Consider the following 20,726-nt stretch of genomic DNA (forward strand, 5'->3'; position numbering starts at 1 on the left):
AACCACGGTTAAACGAGGTCTGGCATGAGTGAACCCATTCTTGCACCGGAGGAGATCGAGGCGCTGATGGCAGAGGTCGGGACATCTGAACATGCTGATGCGATGTTTGCCGCCCTTCCTCCGATCAAACAACCTGAACAGGTTGAAAAATTCTTCTTCGCAGGCAGTGATGAGGATAGCCCTGAGCGCTACCCGATGTTCGTCAACCTTCAGGAGCGGCTCACCGAGATGCTTGATGAGCAGTGGAAAGAGCTGTTCAGACGTGATATTTCGGTACATGTTCAGGAACTTGCAAGCACCGTTTACAGAGATCTGATTACCACCGATACACCTCAGGTCTATTTCGTATTCGAAGTTGAAGGCAATGGCAGAATGATGGTCACCTTCGATACGGCTACGATTGTCGCCTTCGTTGATGCCATGCTCGGTGGCGATGGCGAGTCCAGTGAGAATCCACAAACCCTATCTCCTGTAGAACTCAGGTTGAGCCAACGTATCGCCGAAAAGATCGGCAACACCCTGAGTAATCTATGGAAACCTGTTCAGCCACTAACATTTGAAATTTATAAGCTGGACTACGATCCACAGTTTCTGGCTGTCACCAGCGCCATGGAGAAGTGTTTCTCAACCAACTTTGATGTAAAAATAAGTGAATCCCAGATTGGCAAGCTAGGCATCCATTATCCACGACCATTCCTCGAGCCAATGCTGGAAAATCTACGTGTAACTGTAAGTGATGAACCGACAGAAACGGATACAGAGTGGACCGATGCCCTGATGGATCGCCTCTCAAGCACACCTGCCTCCCTGCGTTTTGAACTGGATCGTTGCCAGATCAATATCGGCACATTTCTGGCACTGAAACCGGGCGATTTTTTGCCCATCAAAACCAAAGCCAACGACCCCTGTAAGCTGTGGATCGAAGATATCCCCATTTTCAAGGCCAGCCCCGGTGAATCCGATGGTGCACTGGCTGCAGAACTCATTGAACCCATTCACTCCGGAGGCATGTCATGACTGATCAACCACTCACTGCAGATGCAGACAACGCTCAAAAAGCCAACCTTGAGGCCATTATGCATGTGCCGCTTGAGATCAGTGTGGAACTCGGACGCATTCAACTGCCGTTGCATGTCATTGCCCGCATGAACAGAGGCATGGTGATTGAGATGAACAAGGATGCCAATGCAGAGGTGCAGATCCTGGCCAACGGCAGCATCTTCGCAAAAGGTGAGGTTGTTTCGACCGGTGATAAACTTGGCGTACGCATCACCGAAATTGTTCCCGCCTCTGCCCGTATCGACACGCTCTCCTGATTCGGTAACGGCTGAAGCGTGGATACAAACCTCCTTTCGATGGTCTTACAATCGCTGCTGGCTTTAGCAGCGGTTCTCGGTCTGTTTGCCCTGATGGTTTGGGGCATGAAACGTTTTCAACTGCATACAGGCGGCCCGGTTCAGCGTGACTTCAAGGTTGTTCAGCGTATCCATATCGACAATAAAAACAGCATCATCGAGGTGCGTCATCGCGGTGTTCACTATCTGCTCGGCCTCTCCCCCGGCGGCATGACCCAGTTGAGAGCCGAAGATGCCCTGCCTGCAAGCAGCCAGAACAACGAATCCACTGTTGAGAAGAAGGTTTCATGAAAAAAGAGCTGTTGCTACTGCCGCTTATTGTTGCTGCACTGATTCTCCCTAATCTGGTCAACGCTGCCGATATTCCAACCCTCTCCTTAAGCCTTGGTGAGGCAGAGGATCCTGATGCATGGTTTACCGGACTGAAAATCATCGCACTGATGACAGTGCTGACACTGGCTCCCTCTATTCTGGTCATGATGACATCTTTTACCCGAGTTCTGATTGTGTTTGCCTTTCTGCGTCAGGCGCTCGGCACCCAGCAATCGCCACCTAATCAGATTCTCGTTGGTCTGGCTCTTTTTCTCACCCTGTTCATTATGATGCCGGTGTGGCAAAAAATTGACACTACGGCTCTGACCCCCTACCTCAATGAAGAGATCAATCAATCCGTTGCTGTGGAGCGTGGCATAGCACCGCTGCACAATTTCATGATGAATCAAACCCGAGAAGATGACCTGATCCTGTTTCTCAATGCGGCCAAGCTGGAGAAACCGGAAAAGGTAGAGGATATGCCTCTGCACGTTCTGATTCCCTCTTTCGTGATCAGTGAACTGCGCACCGCCTTTGAGATCGGCTTTCTTATCTACATTCCATTTGTTGTACTCGATCTGATTGTGGCCAGTGTATTGATGAGTATGGGTATGATGATGCTGCCCCCCATCATGATCTCATTGCCGCTGAAAATTATCCTATTCGTGTTGGTGGATGGCTGGCACCTGATTACCGCCAACCTGCTGGCAAGCTTCAAATTCTAACCTCTGGAACCAGCATTACCTAACCATAGAACAGTATTTCAGCTTTGGCCCCAGCCTTGCTTTTAAAGTTTATTATGGGACCCGATTCAGTTATTCAGATAGGAAGTGAGGCCATCAAGATGGTGCTGCTAATTGCAATGCCAATGCTTGGCGTGGCACTGGTTGTCGGTATTGCTATCTCCCTGTTTCAGGCCGTGACTCAGATTCAGGAGATGACGCTGACCTTTGTGCCCAAGATCATTGCGGTATTTGTAGCGATTATCATTGCTGCCCCCTGGATGACGGAGAGAATGGTCACCTTCACGCAAAATCTATTTGCCATGATTCCGACGCTCACAAACTGATCGGGCTTTAACGATGAATCTTCCATGGCCTGAAATCGAACAGATTACCGTCGGCCTGCTCATTCTTCTGCGCGTAGGTGCTCTGGTAATCTTCTTGCCTGTGCTTGGTCATCAACTGGTGCCCCAGCAGGTAAAAGTCGGTCTGATCGTACTACTGAGCATTATCATCTATCCGGTTGTCTCAGGCGGTGTGACGCTGATTCCACTTGATCCTGTCGCTTTCGCTGCTATTGCCATTCAGGAGATTCTGATTGCCGGAGCCATTGCCCTGTTCGGACAGCTGATCTTTGCATCAGCACAATTTGCCGGCCAGCTCATCAGCTTCCAGATGGGTATGACCGTAGCCAATGTTTTTGACCCAACCACCCACAGCCAGCAGTCGGTCATCGGCCAGATGGCCATGACACTGGCCATGCTGTTATGGGTGACAGTCGGTGCTCACTACATCTTCATCAGTGCCTTGATTGAATCCTTCCAGCTCTTCCCCATTGATCAGCCATGGTCATTTCCCGGCCTGCTTGCACTCACCGATGCCGCAGCAGCGATGTTTGTGCTCTCCCTGAAGATTGCAGCCCCGATCATGTTACTACTCACCTTTGTCTACATCGCATTGGGTCTGGTCTCGCGTGCCGTACCACAGATTCAGGTCTTCTTCGTCAGCTTTCCGCTTACCGTCGGTCTGGGCCTTTTCGCCTTCGCTCTCGGCATGCCCGCCTTTATCTATCTGATGCACAACGCCTATGAGTCACTCTCCATGCAGATACCCATGTTTTTGCGCCACCTGAGCGGCGTGTAAGGGCCCCCTGATGGCTGACGAACAGGATAAGAGTCAACAAACAGAGGAGGCATCTCCGAAGAAGATCGAAGATGCCCGCAAAAAAGGTCAGGTACCCAACAGCAAAGAGCCATCCACTGCCATTACCTTTCTCACGCTCAGCCTGATCGTTGTCACCGGGCTCGGTAGTTTTCTGGGTAACGCCATGATGGAGATGATGACATTTCACCTGTCGGGAAAATCACACCTTGAAGCAACAGGTGAAGGGGTGCAGACACTGCTGATTATGGCCGGCGCTGATATTGCGACCATTGTACTTCCCATTGCCATCCCCATTGTGATGCTTGGTGTTCTGGTCACCTTCATGGTTGCAGGCCCTGTATTCACCTTTGAAACGATGAAACCGAAGCTGGAGAAGATAAGCCCGATGAAGGGTTTTAAACGCCTCTTCTCCACCAAATCACTGGCTGAATTTATTAAATCAGTTCTCAAGATGGTCGTCATCGGCTTTACCTGTGCGACTGTGGTCAAAGGGTTATTCGACGAAATCCAGCGCTCCTCATTCAAAGACCCTGAAGTGATCGCAGCACTGGCTATCGATGGAGGCATCCAGATTGTGACGCTGGCCGCCATTATTTTCTTCTTCATCGCACTTGCCGACGTGCTCTACCAGCGCTGGGAACATATGAAATCGATGAAGATGTCCAAGAAGGAGATCCGTGACGAGCACAAAGATCAGGAGGGTGATCCGCAGCTGAAATCGAAGATCCGCCAGATCCAGATGCAGCAGGCCCATAATCGCATGATGTCCGATGTTCCCAGTGCTGACGTGGTTATTACCAACCCGACTCGCCTTGCCATTGCCCTCTCATATAAACCCGGAGAACCCGGTGCACCGAAGGTTCTGGCCATGGGTAAAGGCCACATCGCCGCAAAAATCAGAGAAATCGCACAGGAAAATCACATTCCGATGCGCGAAAACAAGCCTTTGGCAAGATCCTTGTTTAAGCAGGTAAAGGTCGGTGATGAAATACCAGAGGAGATGTTTGAAGCCGTCGCCATTCTGCTAGCGGAAATTTTCCGTCTGAAGCAGCCATATTGAGACGTTTGAGACAAACAGAGGAGAGAGAAAACGCATGCAGAAAACAGCAGCATTAACATTACAGAAGATCGGCAGGCAGCCAGACCTGCTGCTGGCCATCGGCGTGCTCGGCATTCTTCTGGTGATGATGGTGCCGATGCCGCTCTGGTTGATGGACGTTCTGCTGGCCGCCAACATCACCATCGGCATCCTGATTCTGCTCACCTCTATCTATGTACTGAAGCCACTTGAGTTCTCTGTTTTTCCATCGCTGCTGCTCCTGACCACCCTCTTCAGGCTATCACTGAACGTTGCCACAACACGACTGATTCTACTGCACGGACAGGAGGGACCTGCCGCTGCAGGCCATGTTATTGAAGGCTTTGGCCACTTTGTCGTCGGTGGTAACACAGTCGTCGGCCTGATCATTTTCATCATCCTTGTGCTCATCAACTTTGTCGTCATCTCCAAAGGCTCCACACGTATTGCCGAAGTGGCAGCCCGCTTCACGCTTGATGCCATGCCCGGCAAACAGATGGCCATTGATGCGGATATGAATGCCGGTCTGATCAATGAGGCGGAAGCGCGTCAGCGGCGTGAGAATGTAGCTCGCGAGGCAGAGTTCTACGGCGCCATGGATGGTGCCTCCAAGTTTGTACGTGGCGATGCAGTTGCCGGTCTGATCATCACCATGATCAACCTGATTGGTGGCCTGATTATCGGTGTTATGCAGCAGGGCATGGATGTCTCCGATGCCATGGCGGTATTCAGCCTTTTGACGGTAGGTGACGGTCTGGTGTCACAAATCCCCGCCCTGGTGATCTCCACAGCGGCAGGTATCATCATTACCCGCGCCAGTAGCAGCAAGGCGCTGCCATTCGAACTTAAAACACAGTTCACCAACCATCCCAAGGTACACTTTGTGACAAGTGGCGCCCTGCTGATGATGAGTCTGGTACCCGGCTTGCCATTTCTGCCATTTCTCATCCTTGCCCTCGGGCTCGGTGCCAGTGGCTGGTATCTGCATCTTGGGCAGCAGCAGCGAGAACTGATGCCGGTGGCTGAAGAGGTCACCGAGGTTGCAGAGCCTTCAGCTGAACAGGTGCTTGATGAGTTGCTCGTTGAAGACCCTATCCGGCTTGAGATCGGCTATGGCCTGATCGACATGGTGGAGAACAGTCGCGAAGGCAATCTTCTTGAGCGCATGAAAAAGGTACGTCGCCAGATCACTCAGGAGATCGGTTTTGTACTACCGCCGGTGCATATCAAGGATAACCTGCAACTGGGCGTATCCGATTATCAGATTCTCATTCGTGGCGCAGTGGTCGGCAAAGGTGAGGTTCGCCCACGCAACCTGTTGGCACTGGAGAGCCAGATTACCGGTCCGGCCGTTGAAGGCATCGCCACTCAGGAACCAGCCTTTGGTCTGCCAGCGGTATGGATTTCAGAAGATAAACGGCAGCAGGCTGAACTCTCCGGTTATACCGTGGTTGAGCCATCCACCGTTATTATCACCCACCTGACTGAACTGCTACGCTCACAGGCTTCTGAGATGCTTGATCGCACTCAGGTGCATGAACTGCTTGATAAATTTTCACAGCGGCATCCGAAAGTGGTGGAAGAGATCGTACCGGCACAGGTATCGGTTGGTCTGCTGCAGAATGTACTGCAACAGCTGCTGGCCGAGTGGGTGCCGATCCGCGACCTGATGATCATCCTCGAATCACTCTCCGATAGTTCCGGCGGCAATAACACGCTGGATGATATGATTGAGAAGGTACGTGTGCGTCTGGGTCGCACCATCACCCAGCGCTATCTCAATGCCCAGGGTGAGCTCAACGTATTCATGCTTGATGGCGAGCTGGAGCAGCGCATGACTGAGCGTGTCATGCAGCAGCCCGGCTGGTCGCTGCCACTGGATATGGCTGAATGGCAGCGTTTCATCTCACGTCTGAATGAGATCACCATGCAGTATGATGTGGATATCCCGGTGCTTCTGACCACGCCTCAGATCCGCTCCCACCTCTCCCAGTCACTGCGTAAGGTGATGACCCGGATCGTTGTACTCTCGATTACCGAAATCCCGCCACAGACCAATGTCCAGTCGCTGGCAAAAGTGAGCCTCTACGATGCGAATTAAGGTTTTCTCCGCCCCTCACCTGCATGAGGCACTGGCCAAGGTGCGCCAGAATATGGGCCCTGAGGCGCTGATTCTTGACCGTCAACAGACCACCGATGCTGCAGGCGGAACACTCTGGCATGTGCATGCGGCACTCGACAATGTGCCACCACCGGCAAAAGAGAGGGTTGAGCTGAAAAAAACGCCCACTGAGAGCGCGCCACAACTGAACCATGCTGATGCCACCATCAAACGGCTTGAACGGCTTGTTGAAGGATTGAGCAACAAGGAGGCTGCAACGCTGCGTACAACCCTGCCAACAGCCAAAGATCAGGAGTCCTTTGATCAGCTGACCCGGCTCGGCGTATCTGCCTCTCACGCTTTTGATATGGCCAATGACTTCTCACATCACAATGCGATCAGCTTTAAAGCCCTGCGCTGGGGTAAGCGTATCAATCCCGAGGAGCAGAACAGCTCCATCCTCTTCACCGGCCCCACCGGCAGCGGTAAAACCACGCTGATCGCCAAGCTGGCTGCCCACTACAGCCTTAAAGGTGTTCGCGTTGCTCTGGTCAGCACAGATACAGAACGTATGGGTGGGCTGGAGATGCTTAAGAGCTACGCCAACACCCTCGGCATCCCCTTTTTCGCTGTTAGAAAAGCAGCCGATATTGAAAAAGTACTACAAAAATCACAATCGGCACAACTCCTGCTAATAGACACTGAAGGTTGGAGTCCACGCCGCGATGTGTGCCTCAAAAGACAAGCGCCTCTGTGGGAGGCATTGAACTGTACACGTCGCATTATGGTTATTCCGGCTAATATGGATGAGGAGGATGGCATGCAGCAACTAACCCATCATGGGAGAACAGCCCTGACGGATATCGCCTTCACCAAACTCGATGAGACCCGTACGCCCGGTAAAGTGGTCAACTGGTCTGTCGCTGGTGATCTGCCGATGAGTTACTGCAGTTTCGGCCCTGAAGTCCCTGAACAGATGGGCTGGCTTACAGCGCAGGCACTGACCACCCTGCTCGGAAAAAATGAGAGGGGCATGGCGGCATGAACGCTCCTGGACTCAAAAGCGCAAGCCCACGTGTCATCTCGGTCAGTAGTGGCAAAGGTGGCGTTGGTAAAACATTCATGACAGTTCACCTGGCTGCACAGGCGGCTCGCAATGGTTTGAAGGTACTGGTCATCGATGCAGATCTGGGACTGGCCAATGTTGATGTGATGCTCGGCATTCACACCACCGGTACGATTCGTGATCTGCTTGCTGATGGTGCTGTTCTTGACGATCTGATTGTTCACTGCCCTCAGGGTTTTGACGTTCTACCAGGTGGCAGCGGCATCTATGAGCTGACCAGCCTTAATACCGGGGAGCAGCAGCTGATTCTTGATACGCTGCGTGATGCAGGCCATCTCTACGACCTGATCCTGATCGATACAGCTGCTGGCATTGGTGACAATGTGCTCTATTTCGCATCGGCTTCAGAGACAGCGCTTGTGGTACTCACCCCTGATCCGACATCACTGACTGATGCCTATGCACTGATTAAAGTATTATCCCAGCAGCGCGATGTGCGCCGCTTTATGGTACTGGTCAATCAGACCGATGAGCTCGAAGGTCATATCACCTTTAAACGCCTGCTCTCTGTGACTGACCGCTACCTTGACGTCTATCTCGATTTTGTCGGTTATGTGCCGCAGCACCCATCTGTACGCAAAGCGATCCAGCAGCAGCGTCTGCTGACCGATATGGACAGCGCTGTCGGCCCGCATCTGAACAAACTTTTCGACAAACTACTGGATCGTCCGCGTGACAACTCACGCTCCAGCGGTCTGCAATTTTTCTGGGAGCATTCACTGGCTTCAACGCTGGATGATAACAGCAGCGAAACAGTGCAGGCACAGGGAGTCTCACAATGAAACCGGCTCACGCCGCCACCTCCGGAGCCCTGATCGGGTTGATGCTCGGTATCGCTATCTGTCTGATTCAGGCGATCCCCATCCCCGATGCACTGTTGCGCATCGCCATTCTCACATTTGTCGGCGCCTGGATGGGAATCCTGCTGGCCTGGCTGAATCAACTGCTGCCGAATAAATCAGATCATGACAACGGACATCGAGACTCAGGAATATGACTGCCAATCCACAATATGCGCACATGGCTGCTCCTACTCCGGATGAACTGCTGGAGGAGTATCTACCTCTGGTGCGTTACCATGCCGATCAGTTGATGCGCCGTACGCCCGACTCCATTGAGCTGGATGATCTGATCAATGCAGGTGTTCTCGGACTACTCGATGGTGCCCAGCGCTTTGATCATAGTCGCGAAGTTCAATTCAAAACATTTGTATCCTATCGTGTACGGGGTGCCATGATCGATTACCTGCGTGCCTTTGACTGGATGCCACGTGGCCTGCGCGATCATGCCAAAGAGATGCAGGCTGCATTTCATGAGCTTGAGCAGCAGTACGGCAGACCCGCAGATGAGATAGAGATTGCCAAACATCTCGGCATTACACTCGATGAGTATCGCCAGCGTCTGAATCAGGTGCGCAGTATGTCTGTGGTTCACTTTGATGATCTGCCTATTACCGGCAATCAGGATGAGGATCTGAGCATTCTTGAGACCCTTTCAGGCGACCCCATGCTGATGCCTGAAGCGCAAAACAGTATGTTACAGTTTGTCGGCATGCTGGCTGAGGCGATCTCAGCACTGCCCGCCCGTGAAAATGTCCTGATCACCCTCTACTACTATGAAGAGCTGACCATGAAAGAGATTGCTCTGATTCTGGGACTAACCGAGTCACGCGTGTCGCAACTTCATTCACAGATGGTACTGCGCTTGCGTAGCCTGATGAATCTCGATTAGGACCTGAAAACAATGGAATCGACAATATCCAGTATCATGAGTGACAATGGACAGATGATTGGACTGCTTATCGACATTGCCGTCATTGCCGGGCTATTTGCACTATGGCTGGTCTGGTACCGAAACGGCAATCGCCAGAAAAAACTCGAACAGCTATTGGGCGAGACAGCGCACCAGCTTGATGAGGCCACTCAGCATCTGAATCAGGCGACCTTGATGATTGAGCAGCTCAAACGCCAGGAAGAGAAACCCCGGACAGAAGAACTCGCCGCCAGAAAAGAACCAGCGCCGAAAACGGTTCGCAAATCCCCGGCCAGAGCGCAGGAACCAGCTGCCAAGCTGCCACCGGAAAACAGTACTCAGGCAACCATGGTGTTGCGCATGCACCGCGAAGGCGAAAAACCGGAAGCCATTGCCGACCGGCTCGATATCCCGCTGGCGCAGGTTAAGCTGCTATTGAAGCTCTATGCCTCTAAATCTGCGACATAAGTTTCCATGATGACAACGTTTCATATGCATAGTTTATACCGGGGCAGGCTTTCGCTTTGAATTCAGCCCACGTCTCCGATTCAGCGGCAGTACTGCTTACTGACAGTAACTCCACAATTATCCGTATCAATCCGGCTTTTACTGCTTTAACAGGATTTACAGCTGATGATGTGGTGGGGCAAAGCTCAGAAAAAATCTATCTACTGGCAGAGAATGAGCCCTCACACAGCTCCGTAGAGCTGGAAGCCCTCAAACATCACGGCATCTGGAGTGGCGCGATCAGCCTGAAACATGCCAATGGTGAGATCATTGTCGGAGTGCAGACCACTGTCTCCATCGAAAATGCGCAGGGCGAGATATCTCACTTCATCCACATCATTCAACCGCCTGAAGTCACGGCAAAGGAGTATCATCAGAAGACGCAGATGCCTAATCGCCAGCTGTTTAAAGAGGTGTTGTCACAGGAGCTTAAAAATGCCCAGCGCAAGAAAACCAAGCTTGGCGTGCTGCTGATTGATGTCGATCACTTTAAGGTGATTAACAATTTCCTCGGCTTTGAAAAAGGTGATGAACTGCTGCAGATGATATCCGAACGGCTAAATGAGCAACTGCGCGGGAATGATCTACTGGCCAGCCTTGGCAGTAACCAGTTTGCCGTACTACTGCCCGAGCTGGCTCATCCTGAAGATGCAAGCACCGTCACCCGCAAGTTGATGCAAACACTGGAGAGCCCGTTTCATGTTGGTGGACAGGATGTTGTCGTCACCTTGAGTACCGGTATCGTCATCTTCCCCGGTGATGGCGAAGATAGCGAATCACTGCTGCAACACGCTGAAAAGTCGATGTACAACGTTAAAGCCGAAGGCCGTAACGGTTATCAATTCTTCGAAGCATCCATTCAGAACTCTGCACTCAATCGTCTAAGCATGGAGAGTGAGATGCGCAAGGCGATCGAACGCGAAGAGTTTGTGCTCTTTTATCAGCCCCAGATCGATATCGAGAGCGGACTGGTTGTCGGCATGGAGTCGCTGATCCGCTGGATGCACCCTGAAAAAGGTATGGTCCCCCCCTTCCACTTTATTCCGATTGCTGAAGAGACCGGTCTGATCGGCCCGATTGGCGAGTGGGTCATTTATGAGGCCTGTCGTCAGACCAAAGCCTGGCAGGAGGCTGGTGTGGGCGGCCTGAAAATCGCCGTCAATCTCTCAGGTCGCCAGTTCACCGACAGGCAACTTCTTGAGAAGATCGCCAAAACGCTTGAGCAGACCGGCCTGATGCCGGGCGACCTTGAACTGGAGATCACCGAAAGCACCATCATGAATGATATCGAAAGTACCATTAAGGTGCTGGAGAAACTCTCGGAGATGGGCATGGCACTGGCCATTGATGATTTCGGCACCGGCTACTCATCACTGAGTTACCTCAAACGCTTCCCCATCAATAAGCTGAAAATCGACAAATCCTTTATCGATGATGTGATCACCAGCGAGGACGATGCAACCATCGTTGCGGCCATTATCGGCCTCTCCCACAACCTCAAACTCAATGTCATCTGCGAAGGCGTGGAAGATGTTGATCAGCTCAACTGGCTGAAAGAGAATAAGTGCAATGAGATCCAAGGGTACTACTTCAGCAAGCCGCTTCCAGCCGATGAGTTCGAAGCCTTCGTCCGCGAAAGAAACGGCCTCTAAACACCCGCACCATTAACGGCTTCTAACGGCCCAGGGTGTGTGAAAACACAGGATTGAGGTCAGGGTTCATCTATTCATTTTACATTTAACAAGTAATTCGACATAAACTAGCTTATGGTAGATTGGAAGCCTGTTTCTATCGACAACGTAACCATTTGGACAAAATTTATATTTCTGCTCGTGTCTAAGGGGTTCTTCAGCAGAATCAAATATCATATTGAAATCACGAGGATCATCTCCGACTAATCCCAGCCTCATGCCCAAGGTCTTGGAACGAACCAACTGTCCTTGATCGTCTTTTGTTAAACCTTGGCCCAAATGCCAAGAGTTCCAGTATTGGGAGTTAGAAGCAGCACACCCTGACAACAGAAGAAGAATGAATGAATGACAATAATACTTTCACTACTTCACCTCCTTTCTAATCATTGACTGGTGTGAGTGTCCGCTTTGGATGAAGCAGTCATTCGACAGATGCCAAGCTAATCGGACAGGAACGATCTGTCTGTCCCCCGAATGGGGGACAAATCAGCAGCAATCAACATCTCACAAACAGGAAAAATTGTTCACTGCAAAGCGGAAAAATGTTCCCCTTTGTCTATATGGAACATTTCTCCATGCCGTGTAAACCATCAATATATAATGCCTTTTTAAGAACTTCGCGAGTGGCAAGCTTTATGCAATAGATAGGACAGGTAATAAAGGTAAAGGCAGGAGAAACAGTAATGAACGTAGGATTTTTCATCTCAGGCATTGCCGGGCAGATGCAGCAGAACAAGCTTGATGGCTTAAGTCATAACCTGGCCAATGTAAATACAGTTGGATATCGCGAGGATAGAACAGCGTTCTCGTCCCAGTTTTCCAGCATGATCGGCCGCGAAGGCCAGCCGGAGAAAACTTCGGCCTCATCTCTCTCAATGAACAAACAGTATATCAGCACACAGGCCGGCACGATTCATCAGACCGGCAACGAGTCCGATTTCGCGATTCAGGGTAACGGTTACTTCCGTGTACAGATGGAAGACGGCAGCGAGGCACTGACCCGGGCCGGTAACTTCAAACTCGGCCCAGATGGGACTCTACTGACTCAGGGTAACCTGCCTGTGCTGGATAACGGTGGTAGCCCTATCACACTGCCAGTCGGAGCCATCAGCGCCACAAAAGACGGTACCATTTTTGTTGATGATCAAGCGGTCTCTCAATTCGGCATCGCATCGATTATCGATGAGCGTCAAATCCAGAAGTTTGAAGGCGTTCTGATCAAGACTCCTGCGGCCAACATCGGTGAGACTGATGCCAATGTATCGATCCACAGCGGCTCAGTTGAAGGGTCAAACGTCAATTCCATTCTGGCGATGGCCGAACTGGTAGAATGCATGCGTGGATACGAATCGATGATGAAAGTTGTCGAACAATATAATCAACAGGCCGGACTGCTTAGCGACAGAGTCGGCGTAGTACAGGGTTAAGGGAGTTTAGTTATGATGCGAGCACTATGGACAGCCTCAACAGGCATGGCAGCACAGAGCCTGAATGTGGATGTGATATCCAATAATATTGCCAACGTAAACACCAACGGCTTTAAACGCGGCCGTGCCGCCTTTCAGGACCTGATGTATCAACAGGTTAAAGCACCGGGTTCCGAGGCCAGTTCTGCCGGCACCCAGCTACCCACCGGTATTCAGGTGGGCTTAGGCGTACGCACAGCAGGTGTTGCCAGTATCTTCTCCGAAGGCAGCTTTCAGCAGACAGATAACCCGCTCGATTTGACCATTCAGGGACGCGGCTTCTTCCAGATTCAGACCCCTAACGGTGATACCGCCTATACCCGGGCCGGATCATTCAGTATCGATTCACAGGGGCAGCTGGTCACCCATAATGGTGATCTGGTACAGCCCGGCATCACTGTTCCCTCCGATGCACAGACTATTCAGGTATCACAGGATGGTACCGTTTCAGCAGTGCAGCCAGGTGGCACACAGACTATTCTCGGTCAGATTCAGATTGCCGATTTTATCAATCCGTCAGGCCTGACTCATCTGGGTTCCAACCTCTTTCAGGTGAGTAATGCCTCAGGTGAACCCACCATCGGCAACCCATCAGAAAATGGTCTGGGCTCTATCGGCCAGGGCATGCTGGAGATGTCTAACGTCAGCATGGTTGAAGAGATGGTCAACCTGATTGCCGGTCAACGGGCATACGAAATGAACTCCAAAGCGATCCAGGCTGCAGACGAGATGTTGCAGACTGCGAATAATGTGAGGAGATAATTATCATGCTTCACCACCCATTGTCTGAAAAATTCTCCAAACTGATGCCTGCGCTGTTTCTGGCTCTGCTGCTTCCTGCCTTTACCTTACCTACCTACACATGGGCAGCTACCGATTCAGCTATGCAGCAATCTCTGAAGAAATTTTTCAACAATGGTGTGGTGCTGCGTGGTGCAACCGCTGAGCTGATCCGCGTAGAGAGCTGGCCTAAGAGTGCCGGTCCGCTGCGCTGGTCGCTGCCAAGCATCAAACGCGGACACCCACATCGTTTCTCTTTGATTGCCGAACAGGGCAGCAAAAAGTGGTATGTGCCTGTACGGGTGCACTGGTGGACAAAGGCCATTGTTATGACAAAGAGTGTTCCGGCACGGACCTTGCTTTTAAAAGATATGATGAAACAAACACGTGCCGATATCGCAGGCCATAATGGTTACTGGTGGGACAACAGTCGCGACCTGACAGGCATGCGCCTGACTCGCCCTCTGGCTAAAGGTGATGTGATCTTTCGCAGCCATGTCAAACAGCCACCGATGATCAAACGCGGAGATATCGTACAGATCATTCTAGATGCAGGACGCATTAGTGTCCGCTCCGAAGGCAAAGCGATGCGCAATGCCAGACGGGGTGATCGCATTCTGGTAAAAAACTTGCGCAGCAACGAAGTAATCCAGGCAGTTGCCGAGAAAACAGGTGTTGTGCGCATCTCATTGCGGGGGAATAACGGATGAAATCCTCTACCTTAATCACACTGTTGGCGCTCTCCTCGTTCACCTTCACCGGCTGCATGCCTCACGCATCCAGTGCATTGAATGAAGAAGAGAAAGCAACAGTAGAACATGCCCTGAATGCACAGCAGGCAGACACCTCACATGCCGGCTCACTCTGGGCCAATGGTGGTGCAGGACTGCTCTCTGACCCGAAGGCAGCACGTCTTGGCGATCTAGTTACTGTACTGGTGCAGGAGACTGCCAAAGCGACGCGCTCACTGGGTTCAAAACAGAGTAAATCCTCAGATCGTTCAACCGGGCTGAATGCCAACATTGCATATGGTGGTGCGCTTGGAAATGCGGATGTAAATCCATCCGGATCTATCGGCATGACCAACTCGAAAACTTTTGATGGCTCAGGCTCCACCAACAACTCGGATACGCTGACTGCCAGCGTCACCTCAGTTGTCACCAAGGTCTATCCAAATGGTAACCTTTACATCGTAGGCAGACGCCAGCTCACCATTAATCACGAACCTCAGGAAATTACATTTTCGGGCATTATCCGTCCGATTGATATCTTACCTGATAACTCCATCTCTTCAGCCAAGGTAGCACAGGCACGCATCAGCTACGGCGGCGCCGGTGCACTGGCAACAGTGGCACATGAAGGGTGGTTGTCTCAGACACTGGATCAGATATGGCCATTCTAAACAGAACCCGACTCCCCATCCTATTCACCATGCTGGCAGCTATGCTTCTGGTATCGACACAGGCTAACGCGGTACGCGTTAAGGACCTTGCCGACATCGAAGGTGTGCGCGGCAATGCTCTGATCGGTTACGGCATTGTTGTTGGTCTTAATGGCACTGGCGATTCCGGAACATCATCACCATTCACCATCAACAGCATTACCGCTCTGCTTGAACGTCTGGGTGTAAATGTGCGAGCCGATATCAGTAAGATGAAACCCAAAAACATTGCTGCAGTTATGGTCACTTCCGAACTTCCTGCATTTGCCCGTCCGGGTCAGCAGCTGGATGTCACGGTATCAAGCATCGGTGATGCAAAAAACCTTCGTGGCGGCACACTGCTGGTTACCCCGCTGCTTGGAGGTGACGGCAATCCCTATGCTGTTGCTCAGGGCGGCCTATCCATTGGTGGTTTTTCTGTCGAAGGTAAAGGGGGAAGCAAGACCAAAGGGCATCCCACTGCAGGAACCATTCCAAATGGCGCTCGCATTGAGAAGGCTGCACCTTATGGTCTCTCACCCGATCAGGATCGCATCACCTTAAGCCTGCGTCGCCCCGATTTTACCACTGCTAAAAACCTGCAGGATTCCATTAACCGTCAACTCGGCCAGGGCATGGCGCGTGCCATTAACCCTTCCACTGTACAAGTATGGAATCCCAACAGTAATACCGTCGAGCTGATCGCTTCACTGGAGCAGATTGATGTACCCATCGATCATGCTGCTGTGGTGATTGTCGATGAGCGCACAGGCACCATTGTCATGGGTCAGGAGGTACGCATCGACACCGTTGCGGTTGCTCATGGTAACATTACCATCAGTGTTTCTGAAAACCCTGAGGTATCACAGCCGAATGCTTTCGCTGCCGGGCAGACGACCACTGTGGATCGCAGTCAGGTAGATGTTGAAGAGGATGAAGCGAAGCTTGTCGTACTACCGAAACAGGTATCGCTTTCTGAGCTGGTCAGCGCGCTCAATGCAGTCGGTGCCACACCAAGCGATCTGATGGCTGTACTGCAGGCGATCAAGGCTGCAGGCGCCCTGCATGCCGAATTGAGGACCATGTAATGAGAGACCTCGTCGAATTCGTCATCGACGGCATCATGCAGCATGAACGCATGCAGGAGCAGTCGCAACGTCAGCAGCAACATAGTGCCCGTTTGAAGCAGCGTCAGCCGGTATCGAATCAACCTTCACATGCCCAGACACATAGCGTTGGCAATCAGGTAGAGGCTTCAGCAAAAGATAAAAATGAAGCACTCTGGAAGGCCAGCCTGCAGTTTGAGGCCATCTTCGTGCAGCAGATGATGACAAGCATGCGTAAAACCGTTCACAAGTCCGATTTTATGCCAAATGGTTTTGCACAGGATATGCACGCCTCAATGATGGATGAGGCGATTGCTCAGGCCAGCACCAAACACAGTAACTTCGGTCTTGCCAAATCGATCTACAGACAGCTTGAAGCAGCTGAGAGTTCACGAGCCCAGTCCATTTCGGCTCAAGAAATTTCCAGAGTTGCCGATAAATTGAAGATGACTGATGAGTTGACTATGGAGGCGACCAGAAATGCGCATTGAACGCTCAGGTGGGCCCGCTGAAATTCAGAAAACCAAAACAGCCGGCAAAGCCAAAGGAAAACAGGCCTCTTCCAGTGGCTCAGGCGACTCGGTACAGGTCTCCGACTCCGCATCACTGCGCGAGAAGGCACTGACCATGCTGGCCGATATGGATGCTGTACGAATGGATCGGATTGAAGAGATCCGTGATGCCCTTGAAAGCGGCACCTACAGATCGGACAGTAAAAAAATTGCCGCGCAGATTGTCAGTAACGCGCTGGCGGAGCACCCATGGTAGTCAATCAAATCTCCTCCACTGTTCTGCAGGAGCTACGTATCATGCTGGAGCATATGAACGTCTGTGCACTGGCCCTTGAAGAGATCAGCAAGCAGGAGCAGAAGGCGATCCATATTCTTGATTCTGAACGTATTATGCTGCTGGCAGACAGACGGGTGGATGCCCACCAGAAGCTGGGCCAGCTTGAAGCCGAGTGCCATGCGCTGTTAAAACAGCAGAACATTCCATCGGATATGACGCTGGAGATGGTCATTGATATGTATGGTGGTGCTGAAGCGAAAGATCTGCAGGCCATTCGTCGTAAACTCTACAACCGCGTTCTCAGTGTTGATAAAGACAGTCAGGAAAATCGTCTGCGTCTGCTGGCTGCATACAGTGTAACATCCACCATTCTACAGTCGCTGGGACTCACCCAACCTAAGAACACCTACAACAGAAGTGGCGTAAAATGATTTTCCCCAGCCTGAGTATCGCATCCAGTTCGCTGCAGGCACAGCAGTCAGCGATCGATGTCGTTGCGCATAATATTGCCAACGCCAACACCCCCGGTTATTCGCGTCAGAGTGCGGAACTGGCCACCCTCTCACCTGAAAAAATTCAGAATTTAACATTTGGCCGTGGCGTAGAGTTGCAGAGTGTACAGCGCATCGTTGACCCGATCATCAACGATGCAATGGTGGTTAACAGCTCCCAAACCGCCTATTGGAACTCACTTAATGATGGTCTGAATGCTGTGGAAAATGTATTCGGCAGCCTCTCCAGCACAGGCCTTGCTTCTGCACTGGATGAGTTTTTCCTCTCCTGGCAGCAGATGAGTAACAACCCACAGGACAGTGGCCAGAAGTTCAATGTACAGGCCAAGACAACCACCGTGATCAATAATATTGTCACCATGAGCAGTCAGCTCTCCAACGCTCAAGCCAGTGCCGATACCAAAATCAATGACAACCTCGCAGCGGCCAATCTGCTACTGACCAATATCGCCTCACTCAACGGCCAGATTACCCGTCAGGAGAATGTGGCTCAAGGTGGCACGGCATCAGCCAACGACCTTCGTGACCAGAGAGATACCGCCATCAGAGAGCTCGCCAAAATCGTGCCTCTACAGGTCGTCAACAGCGGTGAAAATGGTGTTTTGGTACAATCTTCCAACGGTGACCTGCTGGTACAGGATAATGTTGCCCGTCAATTAGGTCGTGGCCCCGTTGGAGCCAATGGTTTCGGCTCTATTATCATTGCTGATACCGGTGCAGAGCTCAGTGGTACGCTGACCAACGGCAGTATAGGTGGCCTGCTTGAGCTCAGAGATACCAAGCTTAACAACTATTTAACACAGATCGACAGTATTGCTGCCAACATGATCTTTGCAGTCAATCAGATCCATGCCAATGGTAACCCTGGTGCCGGACTGACTTCGATCACCTCACAAGAGGCAGGCAATGCAACCATTCCACTGAATGATCCACTTCAAGCCGCTCCTTTTGCGACTCAGATTCAGGACGGTAGTTTTAAGATACACACCTATGATGCTGCAGGTATAGCCACACCGCCGGGTGGTAGCGTGATCAACATTACTGCAGCTACCTCCACGATGACCAGCCTCGCGGCCAGCATCAATACTCATCCTGATCTGGCTGCAGCTGGCCTTACGGCAACAGTGGCAGCCAATGGTCAGCTCACCATTGCTGCAGCAGCGGGCACCACCTTTGCCCTCTCAGATGACAGCAGCAACGTGCTTGCAGCCTATGAGATCAACAACTTCTTTCATGGTTCCAACGCCGGAACAATCGCTCTGTCAGCCAACATTCAGGCCAGTGCAACCAACATTAATACGGGAAGAGCTGTATCAGCCACATCGGAAATTCAGGTGGGTGACAGCAATACTGCCCTCGCTATTCTGGCACTGCAGAATCAGTCGATCACTGTCGATGGCACCACCTCCGCCAGCCTGCATGATCGCACAACCCTGATCTCTTCCACCTACGGAACAGATGTAACCATCTCGACCCAACAGCTGCAGTATCGAACTGCGGAGGCATACTCACTCAATAGCCAGCGGGAGGCAATTTCAGGCGTGAATATTGATGATGAGCTGGTTACCATGATCAAATTTCAACGGGCCTATGAGGCCTCTGCCAAGGTCATCACCACATCTAATACGATGCTTGATTCACTGCTGGGGCTGATACGATGAGAATTACAAGCGCACAACTCTATAACAACCTGCTGGCAGGCGTGCAGCAGCAGATGGATATTCAGGCAAAAGGTGATGCCAAGATCACCTCCGGAACCCGCTATCAGACACCCGCTGAGGCTGCACTTGATTACCGCACATCACTGGATATCCGCCATGCCCAAAGAGGTGTTGACGGTGGCCTTGAAGCACTGGCCATTGCCGAATCCCGACTCAGCGTCAGCCAGAATCATCTGATGAGCATGAACAACGTATTTTCACGGGCTCAATCATTGGCGATTCAACAATCTTCGGCTCAGGTCTCCGCGACAGAACGGCAGGCAGCCATCTCGGAGATCACCCATCTGACCACTGCGCTCATCAACAGCGCCAATCAGCAATGGCAGGGACAGTCACTATTCTCCGGTGCTGCAGTAGACAAAGTTGCGTTTATAGCCAACCCGTTCAGTGCCGGCACCGCTGTTTACGCAGCTGGCAGCAATGGCTCTATCACCAATGTGACGCAAACGGCAAATCCTGCAGCCGTCAATGATGCCTACACCATCACCCTGGATGGTACCGGCACAAGTATCATCAGCATTACCAACGGCGCATCTGTCGAGCAGCTGGCTGCACCAGTTGCACTTGCAACAGGTGCAAACAGTGTAACGCTGAACAACAATGTACAGTTAAGTGTAACCTACAGCGGCACACCTGTAGCCGATCCTGTAGCCGGAACCATCACAGTGAGCGGTGCCATTCAGGATGGTAGTGTCACCTATAATGGCAGCAGCCAGGATCGACTCGTCAATATTGATCCGGCCCTTCAGATCGTCAGTAATGCGCGCGGCGATGATCCGGCTTTCACCGCCGCTTTCCAGGCGATTGTGGATTTCAAGGCGGCACTTGTAGCCAATGACACTGGCGCAATTTCAGCATCGGTCGCATCATTGAACAGTGCAGGCAATGGCATGATCGACCTTACTGCCGATATTGGCGCAAGACTTGATGCATTGTCGATCACCAGAACAACCTATGAGGAGATGAAGGCTCACTTTGAAATACGCCTGAACACCCACGAAGGGGTGGACCTGGCTGCCGTAGTCACAGAGATGAAACTCTCGGAGATCTCTCTACAGGCGTCATACAGTCAGATTTCCCGCCTGTCGAACCTCTCGCTGATCAACTTCCTGCGATAGAATCAT

24 protein-coding genes are annotated in these 20,726 nt (G+C 51.6%); all 24 read left to right on the top strand.

The features are described from left to right. Positions 1-24: 24 nt before the first annotated feature. Positions 25-1,017 (top strand): flagellar motor switch protein FliM, encoded by a 993-nt coding sequence (locus F3F96_RS06485; protein WP_176962437.1) that lies wholly within the window; start codon positions 25-27, stop codon positions 1,015-1,017. After that, on the top strand, positions 1,014-1,316 hold the full coding sequence (locus F3F96_RS06490; protein ID WP_176962438.1) for a FliM/FliN family flagellar motor switch protein: 303 nt from the start codon (positions 1,014-1,016) through the stop codon (positions 1,314-1,316). Before F3F96_RS06485 ends, F3F96_RS06490 begins: the two co-directional genes overlap by 4 nt. Positions 1,317-1,355: 39 nt before the next feature. Further along, the gene (locus F3F96_RS06495; protein WP_186338915.1) at positions 1,356-1,646 is read left to right on the top strand and encodes a flagellar biosynthetic protein FliO; all 291 of its coding nucleotides are present in this window, start codon (positions 1,356-1,358) and stop codon (positions 1,644-1,646) included. Continuing rightward, positions 1,643-2,392: a flagellar type III secretion system pore protein FliP gene (gene fliP / locus F3F96_RS06500; protein ID WP_176962440.1), complete on the top strand. Its 750-nt coding sequence runs from the start codon at positions 1,643-1,645 to the stop codon at positions 2,390-2,392. Before F3F96_RS06495 ends, fliP begins: the two co-directional genes overlap by 4 nt. Positions 2,393-2,466: 74 nt before the next feature. Further along, positions 2,467-2,736: a flagellar biosynthesis protein FliQ gene (fliQ, locus tag F3F96_RS06505; protein ID WP_176962441.1), complete on the top strand. Its 270-nt coding sequence runs from the start codon at positions 2,467-2,469 to the stop codon at positions 2,734-2,736. A 13-nt stretch (positions 2,737-2,749) separates the two neighbouring features. Further along, entirely contained in the window at positions 2,750-3,532 is a 783-nt protein-coding gene (fliR, locus tag F3F96_RS06510; RefSeq protein WP_176962442.1) for a flagellar biosynthetic protein FliR, read from the top strand. Positions 3,533-3,542: 10 nt separating this feature from the next. Beyond that, positions 3,543-4,613 carry a flagellar biosynthesis protein FlhB gene (gene flhB / locus F3F96_RS06515; protein ID WP_176962443.1) on the top strand — a complete coding sequence of 357 codons (1,071 nt, stop codon included), beginning with the start codon at positions 3,543-3,545 and terminating at the stop codon, positions 4,611-4,613. Positions 4,614-4,647: 34 nt separating this feature from the next. Further along, positions 4,648-6,732 (top strand): flagellar biosynthesis protein FlhA, encoded by a 2,085-nt coding sequence (gene flhA / locus F3F96_RS06520; RefSeq protein ID WP_176962444.1) that lies wholly within the window; start codon positions 4,648-4,650, stop codon positions 6,730-6,732. After that, positions 6,722-7,777, top strand: a complete 1,056-nt coding sequence (locus F3F96_RS06525) for an AAA family ATPase (protein WP_176962445.1) — start codon at positions 6,722-6,724, stop codon at positions 7,775-7,777. The genes flhA and F3F96_RS06525 overlap by 11 nt, the downstream gene beginning before the upstream one ends. After that, positions 7,774-8,640 (top strand): MinD/ParA family protein, encoded by an 867-nt coding sequence (locus F3F96_RS06530; protein ID WP_176962446.1) that lies wholly within the window; start codon positions 7,774-7,776, stop codon positions 8,638-8,640. Before F3F96_RS06525 ends, F3F96_RS06530 begins: the two co-directional genes overlap by 4 nt. Further along, positions 8,637-8,855 carry a hypothetical protein gene (locus tag F3F96_RS06535; RefSeq protein ID WP_176962447.1) on the top strand — a complete coding sequence of 73 codons (219 nt, stop codon included), beginning with the start codon at positions 8,637-8,639 and terminating at the stop codon, positions 8,853-8,855. Before F3F96_RS06530 ends, F3F96_RS06535 begins: the two co-directional genes overlap by 4 nt. Beyond that, positions 8,852-9,589 (top strand): FliA/WhiG family RNA polymerase sigma factor, encoded by a 738-nt coding sequence (locus F3F96_RS06540; RefSeq protein ID WP_176962448.1) that lies wholly within the window; start codon positions 8,852-8,854, stop codon positions 9,587-9,589. The genes F3F96_RS06535 and F3F96_RS06540 overlap by 4 nt, the downstream gene beginning before the upstream one ends. A 36-nt stretch (positions 9,590-9,625) precedes the next feature. Then, on the top strand, positions 9,626-10,078 hold the full coding sequence (locus F3F96_RS06545; RefSeq protein ID WP_241697687.1) for a hypothetical protein: 453 nt from the start codon (positions 9,626-9,628) through the stop codon (positions 10,076-10,078). A gap of 56 nt (positions 10,079-10,134) precedes the next feature. Then, the gene (locus tag F3F96_RS06550; protein WP_241697688.1) at positions 10,135-11,769 is read left to right on the top strand and encodes a bifunctional diguanylate cyclase/phosphodiesterase; all 1,635 of its coding nucleotides are present in this window, start codon (positions 10,135-10,137) and stop codon (positions 11,767-11,769) included. A 722-nt stretch (positions 11,770-12,491) separates the two neighbouring features. Next, positions 12,492-13,235 (top strand): flagellar hook-basal body protein, encoded by a 744-nt coding sequence (locus F3F96_RS06555; RefSeq protein WP_176962450.1) that lies wholly within the window; start codon positions 12,492-12,494, stop codon positions 13,233-13,235. A gap of 12 nt (positions 13,236-13,247) precedes the next feature. Continuing rightward, complete coding sequence (flgG, locus tag F3F96_RS06560; protein ID WP_176962451.1) at positions 13,248-14,036, top strand: flagellar basal-body rod protein FlgG; 789 nt, start codon at positions 13,248-13,250, stop codon at positions 14,034-14,036. Between the two features lie 5 nt (positions 14,037-14,041). Next, positions 14,042-14,764: a flagellar basal body P-ring formation chaperone FlgA gene (flgA, locus tag F3F96_RS06565; RefSeq protein WP_241697689.1), complete on the top strand. Its 723-nt coding sequence runs from the start codon at positions 14,042-14,044 to the stop codon at positions 14,762-14,764. Further along, entirely contained in the window at positions 14,761-15,456 is a 696-nt protein-coding gene (locus tag F3F96_RS06570; RefSeq protein ID WP_176962452.1) for a flagellar basal body L-ring protein FlgH, read from the top strand. The genes flgA and F3F96_RS06570 overlap by 4 nt, the downstream gene beginning before the upstream one ends. After that, complete coding sequence (locus tag F3F96_RS06575; protein WP_176962453.1) at positions 15,444-16,562, top strand: flagellar basal body P-ring protein FlgI; 1,119 nt, start codon at positions 15,444-15,446, stop codon at positions 16,560-16,562. The genes F3F96_RS06570 and F3F96_RS06575 overlap by 13 nt, the downstream gene beginning before the upstream one ends. Next, the gene (locus F3F96_RS06580; protein ID WP_176962454.1) at positions 16,562-17,071 is read left to right on the top strand and encodes a rod-binding protein; all 510 of its coding nucleotides are present in this window, start codon (positions 16,562-16,564) and stop codon (positions 17,069-17,071) included. Before F3F96_RS06575 ends, F3F96_RS06580 begins: the two co-directional genes overlap by 1 nt. Continuing rightward, positions 17,061-17,348, top strand: coding sequence for a flagellar biosynthesis anti-sigma factor FlgM (gene flgM / locus F3F96_RS06585; RefSeq protein WP_176962455.1), 288 nt, complete (start codon positions 17,061-17,063; stop codon positions 17,346-17,348). Before F3F96_RS06580 ends, flgM begins: the two co-directional genes overlap by 11 nt. Continuing rightward, positions 17,342-17,800, top strand: coding sequence for a flagellar export chaperone FlgN (flgN, locus tag F3F96_RS06590; RefSeq protein WP_176962456.1), 459 nt, complete (start codon positions 17,342-17,344; stop codon positions 17,798-17,800). Before flgM ends, flgN begins: the two co-directional genes overlap by 7 nt. Beyond that, positions 17,797-19,542 carry a flagellar hook-associated protein FlgK gene (gene flgK / locus F3F96_RS06595; RefSeq protein ID WP_176962457.1) on the top strand — a complete coding sequence of 582 codons (1,746 nt, stop codon included), beginning with the start codon at positions 17,797-17,799 and terminating at the stop codon, positions 19,540-19,542. The genes flgN and flgK overlap by 4 nt, the downstream gene beginning before the upstream one ends. Continuing rightward, positions 19,539-20,720, top strand: coding sequence for a flagellar hook-associated protein FlgL (gene flgL / locus F3F96_RS06600; RefSeq protein ID WP_176962458.1), 1,182 nt, complete (start codon positions 19,539-19,541; stop codon positions 20,718-20,720). The genes flgK and flgL overlap by 4 nt, the downstream gene beginning before the upstream one ends. Positions 20,721-20,726 lie beyond the last annotated feature (6 nt).

Source organism: Mariprofundus sp. NF (assembly GCF_013387455.1).
In the GTDB taxonomy this organism is placed as follows: Bacteria; Pseudomonadota; Zetaproteobacteria; order Mariprofundales; family Mariprofundaceae; genus Mariprofundus.